This is a genomic window from Cryobacterium psychrophilum, from assembly GCF_004365915.1.
GTDB lineage: Bacteria > Actinomycetota > Actinomycetes > Actinomycetales > Microbacteriaceae > Cryobacterium > Cryobacterium psychrophilum.
In genome coordinates this window covers 868,308-882,024 of record NZ_SODI01000001.1, presented here as the reverse complement: position 1 = coordinate 882,024, position 13,717 = coordinate 868,308, and the positions used below count along the sequence as shown (strand labels likewise).

Annotated in this window: 13 protein-coding genes; 11 read left to right on the top strand and 2 right to left on the bottom strand. The window is 63.9% G+C overall.

Features of this window, described 5'->3' with window-relative positions; genetic code table 11:
* The 7 genes from EDD25_RS04115 to EDD25_RS04085 all read left to right on the top strand — a co-directional run bounded on the left by EDD25_RS04115 (position 1) and on the right by EDD25_RS04085 (position 7,086).
* Positions 1-798, top strand: a complete 798-nt coding sequence (locus EDD25_RS04115; protein ID WP_134172158.1) for a F0F1 ATP synthase subunit delta — start codon at positions 1-3, stop codon at positions 796-798.
* Between the two features lie 84 nt (positions 799-882).
* Complete coding sequence (gene atpA / locus EDD25_RS04110) at positions 883-2,520, top strand: F0F1 ATP synthase subunit alpha (RefSeq protein WP_134175125.1); 1,638 nt, start codon at positions 883-885, stop codon at positions 2,518-2,520.
* 49 nt (positions 2,521-2,569) lie between these two features.
* Positions 2,570-3,475, top strand: a complete 906-nt coding sequence (locus EDD25_RS04105) for a F0F1 ATP synthase subunit gamma (RefSeq protein WP_134172157.1) — start codon at positions 2,570-2,572, stop codon at positions 3,473-3,475.
* Positions 3,476-3,492: 17 nt separating this feature from the next.
* A complete protein-coding gene (atpD, locus tag EDD25_RS04100; RefSeq protein ID WP_134172156.1) occupies positions 3,493-4,956 on the top strand; it encodes a F0F1 ATP synthase subunit beta in 1,464 nt (487 codons plus the stop codon).
* Between the two features lie 2 nt (positions 4,957-4,958).
* The gene (locus EDD25_RS04095; protein WP_134172155.1) at positions 4,959-5,222 is read left to right on the top strand and encodes a F0F1 ATP synthase subunit epsilon; all 264 of its coding nucleotides are present in this window, start codon (positions 4,959-4,961) and stop codon (positions 5,220-5,222) included.
* A 22-nt stretch (positions 5,223-5,244) separates the two neighbouring features.
* Positions 5,245-6,027, top strand: a complete 783-nt coding sequence (locus EDD25_RS04090) for a YaaA family protein (protein WP_134172154.1) — start codon at positions 5,245-5,247, stop codon at positions 6,025-6,027.
* Between the two features lie 63 nt (positions 6,028-6,090).
* The gene (locus EDD25_RS04085; RefSeq protein WP_479684280.1) at positions 6,091-7,086 is read left to right on the top strand and encodes a malate dehydrogenase; all 996 of its coding nucleotides are present in this window, start codon (positions 6,091-6,093) and stop codon (positions 7,084-7,086) included.
* Here EDD25_RS04085 and EDD25_RS04080 read toward each other — a convergent pair.
* A complete protein-coding gene (locus tag EDD25_RS04080; protein ID WP_134172152.1) occupies positions 7,083-7,706 on the bottom strand; it encodes a DNA-3-methyladenine glycosylase I in 624 nt (207 codons plus the stop codon). The genes EDD25_RS04085 and EDD25_RS04080 overlap by 4 nt on opposite strands.
* Positions 7,703-8,203 (bottom strand): methylated-DNA--[protein]-cysteine S-methyltransferase, encoded by a 501-nt coding sequence (locus tag EDD25_RS04075; protein WP_134172151.1) that lies wholly within the window; start codon positions 8,201-8,203, stop codon positions 7,703-7,705. Before EDD25_RS04075 ends, EDD25_RS04080 begins: the two co-directional genes overlap by 4 nt.
* 111 nt (positions 8,204-8,314) lie before the next feature.
* Between EDD25_RS04075 and EDD25_RS04070 the strand changes: the two genes are divergently transcribed.
* Genes EDD25_RS04070 through EDD25_RS04055 form a run of 4 tightly spaced genes read left to right on the top strand, consistent with a single transcriptional unit; the run spans position 8,315 to position 13,712 of the window.
* Complete coding sequence (locus tag EDD25_RS04070; protein ID WP_134172150.1) at positions 8,315-9,277, top strand: aldo/keto reductase; 963 nt, start codon at positions 8,315-8,317, stop codon at positions 9,275-9,277.
* 60 nt (positions 9,278-9,337) lie between these two features.
* The gene (locus EDD25_RS04065) at positions 9,338-10,006 is read left to right on the top strand and encodes a TetR/AcrR family transcriptional regulator (RefSeq protein ID WP_134172149.1); all 669 of its coding nucleotides are present in this window, start codon (positions 9,338-9,340) and stop codon (positions 10,004-10,006) included.
* 11 nt (positions 10,007-10,017) lie between these two features.
* Positions 10,018-11,751, top strand: a complete 1,734-nt coding sequence (locus tag EDD25_RS04060) for an ABC transporter ATP-binding protein (RefSeq protein ID WP_134175123.1) — start codon at positions 10,018-10,020, stop codon at positions 11,749-11,751.
* A complete protein-coding gene (locus EDD25_RS04055; RefSeq protein WP_134172148.1) occupies positions 11,748-13,712 on the top strand; it encodes an ABC transporter ATP-binding protein in 1,965 nt (654 codons plus the stop codon). The genes EDD25_RS04060 and EDD25_RS04055 overlap by 4 nt, the downstream gene beginning before the upstream one ends.
* Positions 13,713-13,717 lie beyond the last annotated feature (5 nt).

Sequence of the window (13,717 nt, the reverse complement as noted above, 5' to 3'; positions counted from 1 at the left end):
ATGGGAAGCGCCACCAGAGAAGCATTGGCATCATCGAGATCGGTTCTGTCCGACTCGGTAGCAACGATTGATCTGGCCACGGGCGAAAGCCTCTTCAGTGCCGGCCGTGTTGTGGGTGCCTCGTCGCAGTTGCTCTCCGCGCTGGCTGACCCGGCGGCATCCGCTGAGGCGAAGGTCACGCTGGTCAAGGCAGTATTCGGCAGCACCGTGACACCCCAGGCACTCGAACTCCTGGGAGCCGTTGTGGCCGAGCGTTGGTCAGACCACGATGACCTGCTCGCCGGCATTGAAGACCTGGGCCTGCGGGCGACCGCGATTTCGGCCCCGGCCGAGGTGTCGATTGGTGCGGAACTGTTCGCGTTCGGAACAGCCGTATCTTCGGACGCCGACCTGGAGCTGGCCCTGGCCAGCAAGCTGGGTCGCCCGGCGGCGAAAGCGGGATTGGTTGACACTCTTCTGGCCGGGAAAGTCTCCGGTCAGACGCTCGCCATCGTGCGCCACCTCGTTCAGCAGCCTCGCGGCCGCCGAATCGGTGAGCTGCTTCGGCAGGCTGCCGCGGTTGTCGCAGACCAGGCCGGAATGTCGATCGCCACAATAACGTCTGCCGGAGCCCTGGCCCCGGCCCAACTCCAGCGACTCACCGAGAGCCTGTCGGAGCGCTACGGACGCAAGCTCAGCATCAACCTGGTCATTGACCCGGCGGTTCTCGGCGGCGTGCGCATTCAGATTGGTGATGACGTCATTGACGGCAGCATCGCTACCCGCCTCGCGGACCTGAGACTTCAGCTCGCTCACTAGAACGAGCAGCACCACACAAACCTCGAGACGGCAGCGTTTCACAACAGCTAACACCTGTACAACCAGTACAGAAAAGGGAAGATGATGGCAGAACTAACGATCAGCCCCGATGAGATCCGCGACGCTCTCCAGGACTTCGTCAAGTCCTACGAGCCGAACAAGACCTCCACCACCGAGGTCGGCTACGTCACCACCGCAGGCGATGGCATCGCCCACGTAGAGGGACTGCCCGGCGTGATGGCCAACGAGCTCATCAAATTCGCCGACGGTACCCTGGGCCTCGCCCAGAACCTCGACGAAGACGAGATCGGTGTCGTCGTACTCGGCGAGTTCGCCGGAATCGTTGAGGGCATGGAGGTGCACCGCACCGGCGAGGTTCTCTCCGTTCCTGTTGGAGACGGCTACCTCGGCCGCGTCGTCGACCCGCTCGGTGAGCCCCTCGACGGTCTCGGCGAGATTGCAACCGAAGGGCGTCGTGCCCTCGAGCTGCAGGCGCCCGGCGTCATGGATCGTAAGAGCGTGCACGAGCCCATGCAGACCGGAATCAAGGCCATTGACGCCATGATCCCGATCGGCCGTGGTCAGCGTCAGCTCATCATCGGTGACCGCCAGACCGGTAAGACCGCCATCGCGATCGACACCATCATCAACCAGAAGGCGAACTGGGAGTCGGGCGACGCGAAGAAGCAGGTGCGTTGCATCTACGTCGCCATCGGCCAGAAGGGCTCCACCATCGCCGGGGTGAAGGGTGCGCTCGAGGATGCCGGAGCGATGGAGTACACCACCATCGTCGCCGCCCCCGCCTCTGACCCGGCCGGCTTCAAGTACCTCGCCCCGTACACCGGTTCGGCCATCGGCCAGCACTGGATGTACGCTGGCAAGCACGTTCTCATCGTCTTCGATGACCTGTCCAAGCAGGCAGAGGCCTACCGCGCCGTTTCGCTGCTCCTGCGCCGTCCGCCGGGACGCGAAGCGTACCCCGGGGACGTGTTCTACCTTCACTCCCGACTTCTCGAGCGTTGTGCCAAGCTCTCCGACGCCCTCGGCGCCGGATCGATGACGGGTCTGCCGATCGTCGAGACCAAGGCCAACGACGTTGCAGCGTACATCCCGACCAACGTGATCTCGATTACCGACGGCCAGATCTTCCTGCAGTCCGACCTCTTCAACGCCAACCAGCGTCCCGCTGTTGACGTGGGAATCTCGGTCTCGCGAGTCGGTGGGGACGCCCAGTTCAAGTCGATCAAGAAGGTGTCCGGAACGCTGAAGCTTGAGCTCGCGCAGTACCGCTCACTCGAGGCCTTCGCCATGTTCGCATCGGACCTCGACGCGGCCAGCCGCCGCCAGCTTGCTCGCGGCGCCCGCCTCACCGAGCTGCTGCGCCAGCCGCAGTACTCGCCGTACCCCGTCGAAGACCAGGTCGTCTCGATCTGGGCCGGCATCAACGGCAAGCTCGATGAGGTTCCGGTATCAGACGTTCTGCGCTTCGAGCGCGAACTGCTCGACTACCTGGCCCGCAACACCACGGTGCTGTCGGACCTGCGCGAGTCCAACCTGCTCACCGACGACACCGTATCGAGCATGACGACTGAGATCGACAAATTCAAGCTCGAATTCCAGACCGGCGAAGGCAAGACACTTGCCTCCGTGGGCACCGAAAAGTTCGAGGCCATCGCCGTCGAAGAAGTCACTCAGGAAAAGATCGTCAAGCACCGTCGCTAAAGCGTCGCCGCCCGATTAATCACTGACAGACAAGGAAACCAGGAGATACATGGGAGCGCAACTTCGCGTCTACCGGCAGAAAATCAAGTCTGCCCAGACGACTAAGAAGATCACTCGGGCCATGGAGCTGATCTCCGCCTCGCGCATTCAAAAGGCGCAGGCGCGAGTCGCTGCGTCAACCCCGTATTCGCGAGCGGTCACCCGCGCCGTATCCGCAGTGGCTACGTACTCGAACGTTGAGCACGTACTCACCACCGAACCGGAGAAGATTCAACGCGCTGCCGTCGTCATCTTCGCCTCCGACCGCGGTCTGGCCGGAGCATTCAGCTCACAGGTTCTGCGCGAAGCGGAGTCGCTGAGCGAACTGCTCCGCAACCAGGGCAAGGACGTCACTTACTTCCTCGTTGGGCGTAAGTCGATTGCCTACTTCGCGTTCCGCAACCGGGCGTCTGAACGCGTCTGGACCGGCGGCACTGATCTGCCGCAGTTTGAAACGGCCAAGGAAATTGGTGAGGCTCTTCTCGAGACCTTCCTTCGGGATTACACCGACGGTGGAGTCGACGAGATTCACATTGTGTACAACCGCTTTGTGAGCATGGTCACGCAGGTCCCCGAGGTCGTACGACTGCTTCCCCTTGAGGTTGTCGAGGGTGCCGCTGAGGCCACCGACGATAACAAGATTTTGCCGTTGTATGAGTTCGAACCGGACGTTGAAACGGTGCTGGACAGTCTGCTCCCGGTTTACATCGAGAGCCGTTTGTTCAACGCCATGTTGCAGTCCGCGGCCTCCGAGCACGCCAGCCGCCAGAAGGCCATGAAGTCGGCCAGCGACAACGCTGACACGCTCATCACGGACTACACGCGGCTGTCGAACAACGCACGTCAGTCCGAGATCACCCAGCAGATTTCCGAGATCGTGGGTGGAGCCGATGCGCTCTCATCCGCCAAGAAGTAACCAGAGAAGAGAGAGCAATGACTGACACCGTAACCGCGCCAGTCCTCGCGGAGGATACGGCCGGCTCTGTTGGCCGTGTCGCTCGCGTGACCGGCCCCGTTGTCGACATCGAGTTTCCGCATGACTCGATCCCCGGCATGTACAACGCCCTGAAGACCTCCATCACGATCGGTGGAGAGACGAACGAGATCACGCTTGAGGTTGCACTGCACCTCGGCGATGACCTCATTCGCGCGATTGCCCTGAACCCGACCGACGGACTCGTTCGCGGCCAGGAAGTTCGGGACACCGGAAGCCCCATCACCGTTCCCGTTGGAAACGTCACCAAGGGTAAGGTCTTCAACGTCATCGGGGATGTGCTCAACGCCGCTCCCGGCGAGAAGATCGAAGTGACGGAGCGCTGGCCCATCCACCGCAAGCCGCCGCCCTTCGACCAGCTCGAGTCCAAGACTCAGCTGTTCGAAACCGGCATCAAGGTCATCGACCTCCTGACGCCGTATGTCCTCGGCGGAAAGATCGGACTCTTCGGTGGAGCCGGCGTTGGCAAGACCGTGCTGATCCAGGAAATGATCCAGCGTGTTGCGCAGAACCACGGTGGTGTATCGGTATTCGCCGGAGTCGGTGAGCGTACCCGTGAGGGCAACGACCTCATCGCCGAGATGGAAGAAGCAGGGGTCTTCGATAAGACAGCCCTCGTGTTCGGCCAGATGGACGAGCCGCCAGGAACGCGTCTTCGCGTCGCACTCTCCGCCCTCACCATGGCTGAGTACTTCCGCGACGTTGAGAAGCAGGACGTGTTGCTCTTCATCGACAACATCTACCGCTTCACGCAGGCCGGTTCAGAGGTTTCCACGCTGCTTGGCCGTATGCCGTCCGCCGTGGGTTACCAGCCGAACCTCGCCGACGAGATGGGTGTCCTCCAGGAGCGCATCACGTCGACCCGTGGACACTCGATCACCTCCCTCCAGGCGATCTACGTCCCCGCGGACGACTACACCGACCCGGCACCGGCGACCACCTTCGCCCACCTCGACGCCACGACGGAACTGTCGCGCGAAATCGCGTCGAAGGGCCTGTACCCGGCCGTCGACCCGCTCACCTCGACGAGTCGTATCCTTGACCCCCGTTACTTGGGTGTCGATCACTACAACACGGCCGTTCGCGTCAAGGCCATTCTGCAGAAGAACAAGGAACTCCAGGAGATCATCGCGATCCTCGGTGTTGACGAGCTCTCTGAAGAGGACAAGGTCACGGTTTCCCGTGCCCGTCGTATCCAGCAGTTCCTGAGCCAGAACACCTACATGGCGAAGAAGTTCACCGGTGTTGAGGGTTCCACGGTTCCGCTCAAGGACACGATCGAGTCGTTCACGGCAATCGCCAACGGTGACTTCGACCACGTGGCCGAGCAGGCCTTCTTCAACGTCGGTGGCATCAACGACGTCGAAGAGAAGTGGGCTCAGATTCAGAAAGAGAACGGCTAAACATGGCAGCACCGCTGAGCGTCAGCGTTGTTTCGGCGGACCAGCAGGTCTGGACTGGCGAGGCGACCATGGTCGTAGCGCGCACCGTGGAAGGCGAGATCGGTATTCTGGCCGGCCACGAGCCCCTGTTGGCTATCCTCGCTGAGGGTGAGGTTCGCCTCACCCTGGCCGACGGGTCGAAGATTGTGGCTGAAGCTGCCGACGGATTCCTGTCCGTTGACAACGACATTGTCACCATCGTCGCCCGCCAGGCGGCACTGGTTTAGTTCACCAGCTGTATAGAACGGCATGTTAGTACTGCTTCCGCCGTCGGAGACGAAACGCTCCGGCGGCGAAGCTGTACCCCTGGACTGGCCCACGCTGTCATTCCCGTCCCTGACTCCGGCACGGCGTTCGCTCGCCCGCGCCCTCGTCAGCCTGTCGAAGAACCCGGATGCCGCCATGACGGCACTCAAACTGGGCCGCACGCAGTCAGCCGAGATCGAGCGCAACCGCTCTCTCCTGACGTCGCTCACGATGCCGGCCGTGGACCGCTACACCGGCGTCATTTTCGATGCCCTGGATGGTGGCTCCCTCACCGAACAGCAACGTGACTTTGCCGCGAAACACGTGCTCGTGCATTCTGCCCTCTTCGGTCCCATCGGGGCGCTGGATGCGATTCCGGCGTACCGGATTTCCCCCGATTCGCGCCTCCCCGACCTTGCCCTCAAGAAGCATTGGGGGGCACCGGTCGCGGCCGTGCTCAAGGACACTCCCGGTCTCCTGCTGGACCTCCGCTCCGAGGCCTACGTGGCGCTCGGGGCGGCTCCGAAGCGTGCGGAGTCGGTGTTCCTGCGCGTCGTCACGGACGTGGACGGTGGTACTCGGGCGCTCAACCACTTCAATAAGAAGTCCAAGGGAGAATTCGTGCGCGCGCTCGTGCAGAACGCCGTCGATTTTCAGACCACGGATGAGCTCATCGATTGGGCGAGATCCCTGAAGATCATTCTGCGACCAGGTGCCGCCGGCGAGCTGGAACTGGTGGTGGACGCGAGCCGTCCCGCACCGGAGTTCACCATCTTCTGGCCCTAGCCACAGGTTCCCGGCCGGCCGAAACGGGGTTCGCTTCCCCGGACGACCGAAACTGGCTAAGGTGTGAGCGTGCCCACAGAAGCCAGGAATGTGACCGTGACCGGCGCCGGCGGACAGATTGGTTACGCACTGCTTTTTCGCATTGCATCCGGCCAGCTGCTCGGTGCCGACGTGCCCATCAAACTCAGGCTCCTCGAGATCCCGCAGGGACTCAACGCGGCCGAGGGCGCTGCGCTTGAACTGCACGACGGCGCCTTCCCGCTGCTGCAATCGGTCGAGGTGACGGATGACGCCACTCGCGCCTTTGACGGTGTCAACGTGGGGCTGCTGGTCGGGTCTCGCCCACGAGGCCCGGGCATGGAACGAGCTGACCTGCTCGAGGCCAACGGACGCATCTTCGGCCCGCAGGGGCGGGCCATCAACGCGGGGGCCGCAGACGACGTGCGCGTGCTCGTGGTGGGCAACCCCGCCAACACGAATGCGCTCATCACGGCCGCGCACGCCCCCGACGTCCCGGCGGAACGGTTCACGGCGATGACCAGGCTCGATCATAATCGCGCGGTGGCCCAGCTGGCCGCGCACCTGGCGGTGCCGGTCACGTCGATCGCCGGACTCACCATTTGGGGCAATCACTCGGCAAGCCAATATCCGGACGTGTTTCACGCCACGGTCGATGGTCGGCCCGTGATTGACCTCGTTGGCGAGTCCTGGCTGGCGGAGACCTTCATTCCGCGGGTGGCCAACCGTGGATCGGAGATCATTCGCGTGCGCGGCGCCTCTTCCGTCGGGTCGGCGGCCAGCGCGACGCTCGACCACGTCTTCGACTGGGTGAACGGCACTGGCAGTGGGTGGACAAGCGCTGCCGTGGCCTCCGACGGCTCATACGGCGTGCCGGCCGGCCTGGTGAGTTCGTTCCCCGTGCGTTCCGTTGGCGGAGCGTGGCGGATCGTTGAGGGACTCGAGATGGGGGCGTTCTCCCGGGCGCGAGTGGACGCATCCGTTGCCGAGCTCGTGGAGGAGCGCGAGGCCGTGCGGGCGCTCGGGCTGATTCCCGACTAGCTACTCGGCCCGCCCTCCTGCTCGACGGGTGCCAGGTGGCAGCCCACGAGATGGTCGTCGACCAGCCCCGCCGATTGCATGAGCGCATACATCGTGGTGGGACCCACGAACGTGTAGCCTCGGTGCCGCAACTCACGGCTCAGCGCCGTCGACTGCTCCGTGATGGCCGGGATATCGGCGTAGCTGCGCACCGCTCGAACCCGGGGCACTGCGGGCGCGAAGCTCCAGATGATTTGCCCGAGGCTCTCGCCGAGGTCACGGGTGATTCTGGCGTTGCTGATGGTGGCCTCTATCTTGCCGCGGTGACGGATGATCCGAGCGTCGCCCAGCAGCCGCTCCACGTCGTCCGCGGTCATCTCGGCGACCAGGTCAACGTCGAAATCGTGGAAGACCTCCCGAAACACCGGCCGGCGGCGCAAAATGGTGATCCAGGACAGCCCCGCCTGAAACCCCTCCAGGCAGACCTTCTCGAAGAGTCTCTGGTCGTCGCGGAGGGGACGGCCCCATTCCTCGTCGTGGTAGCGCCGGTAGTCCGGGTCGGTTCCCACCCAGCCGCAACGGGACACCCCGTCGTCACCAAGCGAGAGGAAGGCGGGCTGCATCGGCATTGCGTCGCTCATACCGTGTGGGCGATGCCCTCAAGGCCGAGCAACCAGGCCTTGGTCGGAATGCCCGCGCCGACGCTGTACCCGGTGATGCGACCGGTGGACGCGAGCACGCGATGACACGCGATGATGATCGGCACGGGATTGGCGCCAACGGCACCGCCAATGGCACGGCCCGATCCGGGGCGACCGATCGCGGCGCCGAGGTCACCGTAGGAGATGACCTCCCCGAAACGAAGCCCCTGCAGGCCGCGCCAGACGCGCTGCTGGAATACGGTGCCGCCTGTCAGGCGCACGGGAAGGTCGAAAGCGGTGCGCGTGCCGGCGAAGTATTCACCGAGCTGTGCGGCGGCCATACGCAGCATGGGGGAGGGGGACTCCGCCATCGATTCGAGGGGAAGCATGCCTTCGCGTTCGACGGACAGCGACACGATGCCGGTGGCATCGGCGGTGATCTCGAGCCGACCGATGGGGCTGGCCACGCGGATCAGCGAGGTATCGGAAGTGGTCATATTTCGACTGTAGCCGCCACCCCGATCGCAGGCTGGCGGGATTCGGACATCTGTGCGCCGGTGGACGCGCCCGGCCTGGGGAGGAGTCGTGAGTCGTCGTAGTGTTGGCATATGGCTCAGATCGAATACCGCAGGCTTGGCGCATCCGGACTCACCGTGTCGACGATCGGGCTGGGGTGTAACAACTTCGGGCGAGCGGGAACGGTGACCGCGTCGCAGGCGGGTACGAACGCGGTAATCGATGCCGCGATCGATGTGGGCGTGACGCTGTTCGACACCGCTGACATCTACGGCGCCGAGCGTGGCCAGAGTGAAACGCTCATGGGACATGCACTCAAGGGCAAACGCGACCGGATCGTGCTCGCGTCCAAGTTCGGTATGGACATGGGCGGGGCCAACGGGCCCGATTGGGGCGCACGCGGCTCGCGCCGGTACATCCGCCTGGCCGTTGAAGCGTCGCTGCGGCGCCTGCAGACCGACTGGATCGACCTGTACCAACTGCATGAGCCCGACCCGCACACGCCGATCGAGGAGACGCTCTCAACGCTCGACGACCTGATCAGCGAGGGCAAGATTCGCTACATCGGCCACTCGAATCTGGCCGGGTGGCAGATCGCCGAGGCCGAGTTCACCGCCACGCTGAACGGGCACCCGAAGTTCATTTCAAGCCAGAACGAGTACAGCCTCCTGGTGCGCGGCGCGGAGAAGGAGGTGCTTCCCGCCGTCAACGCCTACGGACTCGGTTTTCTGCCTTTCTTCCCGCTCTACAACGGGCTGTTCACCGGCAAGTTCTCGCCCAGCGGGGGGCCGGCGGACAGCCGCATCATGATGATCCGGCCGCACCTGGTTGAGAACGCTCCGTGGGACACGATCGAGCGGTACGAGGCCTGGTGCGCCGAGCGTGGGGTCACGATGCTCGCGGCCACGTTCACCTGGTTGCTCGCGCAGCCGGGGCTCACGAGCGTGATTGCCGGGGCAACCAGGCCGGAACAAATCGTGGCGAACGCGACCGCAGCGTCGATGTGGCAGCCCACCATCGAGGACCTCGCGTTCATCTCTGACCTGTTCGCCTGACCGGTGCGTTTAACGACACAACCGTTTGTGAGTGAGCGCTCACTCAGTTAGTATTCTGGGGTGAGTAATAAAGCAACCCGAGCCCGTTCCCTGTCGGTCGAAGACCGGCAGGAGATGCTGATCGACGTCGTGACGCCGTTGCTGATCGAGCACGGCCAGGCGCTCACGACCAAACAGATCGCCACCGGGGCCGGTATCGCCGAGGGGACCATCTTTCGGGCCTTCGGCACGAAAGATGAGCTGATCCAGGCTGCCGTCGACCGTCAGCTCGACCCGGAGCCGTTCCGGGATCGGCTGAGGGGCATTGACGTGACGCTGCCTCTCGAGGACAAGGTGCGCGCCATTGTCGTGCTGATGCGCGACCGATTCACAACCGTGTTCACGATCATGACCGCCCTGGGCCGGTTCGGGCCCCCACATGCGCACGACCCCCGGCATGATTTCACAGACGTGCTCGGCCAGGCTGTCGAAGCCGATCTCGATCGGCTGAACTTCGGTGCGGAACGGGCGGGCCAGATCATTCGCATGGTGGCCCTCTCGACGTCGATCCAGCAGATCCGTGGCGGGCTGACGTTCAGCGCCGATGAGGTGACGGACGTCATTCTGTATGGCATCATGGGGCGCCGCGCCGACGGCTCGATGGGCGCCCATCACAAAGATCTCGCTCCTGTCCCCGTCGACGCGCCCGCGTCGCCACTCGCTGCCATTCCCGACCTCGCACTGAAATAGGAGAACCCGTGTTGTTGTGGAAACTGCTCGTGCGCTACCTGCGGCCATACTGGCCACTGCTCGTGGCGGTGGTGGTGTTTCAGCTCGGCCAGTCGATCGCCTCGCTCTTTCTGCCCACCCTCAACGCCGACATCATCGACGAGGGCGTGGCGAAGGGGGACACCGGCTACATCCTGCGCGTCGGCGGCGTCATGCTTCTCATCACGCTCGCGCAGATCCTGTGCGCGATCGTGGCCGTGTACTTCGGCGCCAAGGTCGCCATGAAGGTGGGACGTGACCTGCGCGCCGGAGTCTTCACCCGCGTGGGAGAGTTCTCCGAGCAGGAGGTGACCCGCTTCGGGCCGGCCTCGCTCATCACCCGGTCCACCAACGATGTGCAGCAGGTGCAGATGCTCGTGCTGACCACCTGCACGCTGCTCGTGTCCGCCCCCATCCTCAGCATCGGCGGGGTCATCATGGCCATCCGCCAGGACGTGCAGCTGTCCTGGCTCATCGCCGTGAGTGTTCCGATCCTGCTCGTGGCCGTAGGCCTCATCATCGTGAAGATGGTGCCGCTGTTCCGCAAGATGCAGACCCGCATCGACACGGTCAACCGGGTTCTGCGGGAGCAGCTCACCGGCATCCGCGTCGTGCGTGCTTTTGTGCGCGAAGACGTTGAGACCGAGCGCTTCGCTGTTGCCAACCGCGACGTGACCGAGGTCGCGCTGAGTTCCGGGCGGCTGATGGCGCTCATGTTCCCCATCGTCATGCTCGTGCTCAACGTGTCGAGCGTCGCCGTCATCTGGTTCGGTGCCTTCCGGATCGAGGACGGATCCATGCAGGTGGGCACGCTCATCGCCTTCCTCAGCTATCTCATGCAGATTCTGATGGCCGTGATGATGGCCACGTTCATGGCTGTCATGATCCCGCGCGCCGCGGTGTCTGCCGATCGCATCAGCGAGGTACTCTCGACCGACTCCAGTGTGGTGCCCCCCGCGAACCCCGTGAACGAAACCATCGGGCATGGCGAACTCGAACTCCTCGACGTGGGCTTCGCCTACCCGGGCGCCGAACAGCCCGTGCTGCGCAACGTGAGTTTCATTGCCCGCCACGGCGAAACGACTGCCATCATCGGGAGCACCGGCAGCGGCAAATCCACCCTCGTCAATCTGCTGCCCAGGCTCTTCGACGCCACGAGCGGCTCGGTGCTCGTTGATGGCGTCAACGTGCGCGACCTCAACCCCGACCTGCTCTGGGGCAACATCGGACTTGTGCCGCAGAAGCCCTACCTGTTCTCCGGTACCGTGCGCAGCAACCTGCGATACGGCAAGCCGGATGCCACCGAGGCGGAACTCTGGCGGGCCCTCACCATCGCGCAGGCGAAAGACTTTGTGGAGGAGATGGAGGGCGGGCTCGATGCGCCCATCTCGCAGGGCGGAACGAACGTTTCCGGCGGCCAGCGCCAACGGCTCGCCATTGCCAGAGCCCTCGTCAAACGTCCGGACCTCTACATCTTCGATGACTCGTTCTCGGCGCTCGACCTTGCAACGGATGCCCGTCTCCGGCTGGCCCTGAAGCAGAGCACGGAGGGAGCGACGATGGTGATCGTGGCCCAGCGTGTCTCGAGCATCATTGACGCCGATCAGATCCTCGTTCTCGAGGACGGCCGCATTGTGGCCAGGGGCACCCACGAGGAGCTGCTGGAAAGTAACACCACCTATCAGGAAATTGTGTCCTCCCAGCTGACCGCGGAGGAAGCAGCATGAGCGAGTCCAGCACCACCGACAAGCCGGCCGCACGTCCGCCGCGCGGCGGTGGACCCTTCGGCGGTATGAACCTGCCAGCCGAGAAGGCGCTGAACTTCACGGCCTCCGGCAAGCGGCTCGTGGGGAAGCTGCGCCCGGAGCGACTGTGGCTTGCGCTCGTGTTCGGACTGGCCGTCATCAGTGTCACGTTCGCCGTGCTGGGCCCACGTCTTCTCGGCGAGGGCACCAACCTCATCTTCTCCGGCATCGTCTCGAAGGCGCTGCCGACGGGAACGACGCAGGCCGCCGTCATTGATCAACTACGTGCCTCCGGCGATACGGCCAGGGCCGACATGCTCAGCGGGATGACACTCACACCGGGGCTCGGCATCGACTTTGCGATGCTCTCCACCGTGTTGTTCTGGGCGCTCGCGCTCTACGTGCTCTCGAGCGTGTTCAGCTGGCTGCAGGCGTTCGTCCTCAATGGCATTGTTCAGCGCACCGTGTATCGCCTGCGTGAGGAGATCGAGGCCAAGATCAACCGCCTCCCGCTGAGCTACTTTGACAAGCGGCCGCGCGGCGATCTGCTCAGCCGCGTGACCAACGACGTGGACAATATCTCGCAGAGCCTGCAACAGTCGCTCAGCCAGGTCGTCACCTCACTGCTCACCGTGATCGGTGTCATCGTGATGATGTTCCTGCTGTCGCCGCTGCTCGCGCTCATCGCCCTCGTGACGGTGCCGCTGACCCTGGTGATCACCGCACTCATCGCCAAGCGCTCCCAGAAACTATTCGTGGGGCAATGGAGAAACACGGGCGAGCTCAACGGCCAGATCGAGGAGACCTTCACCGGCCATGCGCTCGTGAAGGTATTCGGTCGGCAGAAAGAGGTCGAAGAACGTTTCACAGCAAAAAATGAGGAGCTGTACGAGGCGAGTTTCGGCGCGCAGTTCATCAGCGGCCTGATCATGCCGGCGATGACCTTCATCGGCAACCTCGTGTACGTGGCGATCGCGGTCGCCGGTGGCCTGCAGGTGGCCTCCGGGGCCATGCAGCTCGGTGATGTGCAGGCCTTCATCCAGTATTCCCGCCAATTCACGCAGCCGCTCGCACAGCTCGGATCGATGGCGAACCTGCTGCAGTCCGGCGTCGCATCCGCTGAGCGAGTCTTCGACCTGCTCGATGCCGAGGAGCAGAGCGAAGATCTCCAGGAAGCCGAAACACCCGAGGGGATGCACGGGCGCCTGGTCTTCGAAGACGTGTCGTTCCGCTACACGCCGGACCGGCCGCTGATCGCAGACCTGAGCCTCGTGGCTGAGCCCGGGCAGACGATCGCCATTGTGGGGCCGACGGGTGCGGGAAAGACCACCCTCGTCAACCTCATGATGCGCTTCTACGAGATCGACTCGGGACGCATTCTGCTCGACGGCGTTGACGTGGCTCAGATGACGCGTCGCGACCTGCGCAGCCGAATGGGCATGGTGCTGCAGGACACGTGGCTGTTCGGTGGAACGATTCGCGACAACATCGCCTACGGCCGGCCGGAGTCCACGGAGGAGGAAATACTCGACGCCGCCAAGGCCACGTATGTTGACCGGTTCGTGCACTCCCTGCCCGACGGCTACGATACGGTGCTCGACGATGAGGGCGGCAACGTGAGTGCTGGTGAGATGCAGCTGCTCACGATTGCGCGGGCATTCCTGGCCAAGCCGAGCGTGCTCATCCTCGATGAGGCCACGAGTTCCGTGGACACCCGCACCGAGGTGCTCGTGCAGAAGGCGATGAGCGCGCTGCGGGCCGAACGCACGAGCTTCGTTATCGCGCACCGGCTGTCGACGATTCGTGATGCCGACCTCATCCTTGTGATGGAATCCGGCCGGATCGTGGAGCAGGGCAGCCACGCGGACCTGCTTGCCGCCGGTGGGGCCTACCACGCGCTCTACGAGGCGCAGTTCGCCGCTCCCATCGCGGACGAGGTCTGACCCAG

What these genes read in the sequence shown, in the direction of transcription:
- EDD25_RS04115 (WP_134172158.1), top strand. Translation starts at nt 1, where the DNA reads ATGGGAAGCGCCACCAGAGAAGCATTGGCATCATCGAGATCGGTTCTG.
- atpA (WP_134175125.1), top strand. Translation starts at nt 883, where the DNA reads ATGGCAGAACTAACGATCAGCCCCGATGAGATCCGCGACGCTCTCCAG.
- EDD25_RS04105 (WP_134172157.1), top strand. Translation starts at nt 2,570, where the DNA reads ATGGGAGCGCAACTTCGCGTCTACCGGCAGAAAATCAAGTCTGCCCAG.
- atpD (WP_134172156.1), top strand. Translation starts at nt 3,493, where the DNA reads ATGACTGACACCGTAACCGCGCCAGTCCTCGCGGAGGATACGGCCGGC.
- EDD25_RS04095 (WP_134172155.1), top strand. Translation starts at nt 4,959, where the DNA reads ATGGCAGCACCGCTGAGCGTCAGCGTTGTTTCGGCGGACCAGCAGGTC.
- EDD25_RS04090 (WP_134172154.1), top strand. Translation starts at nt 5,245, where the DNA reads ATGTTAGTACTGCTTCCGCCGTCGGAGACGAAACGCTCCGGCGGCGAA.
- EDD25_RS04080 (WP_134172152.1), bottom strand. Translation starts at nt 7,706, where the DNA reads ATGAGCGACGCAATGCCGATGCAGCCCGCCTTCCTCTCGCTTGGTGAC.
- EDD25_RS04075 (WP_134172151.1), bottom strand. Translation starts at nt 8,203, where the DNA reads ATGACCACTTCCGATACCTCGCTGATCCGCGTGGCCAGCCCCATCGGT.
- EDD25_RS04070 (WP_134172150.1), top strand. Translation starts at nt 8,315, where the DNA reads ATGGCTCAGATCGAATACCGCAGGCTTGGCGCATCCGGACTCACCGTG.
- EDD25_RS04055 (WP_134172148.1), top strand. Translation starts at nt 11,748, where the DNA reads ATGAGCGAGTCCAGCACCACCGACAAGCCGGCCGCACGTCCGCCGCGC.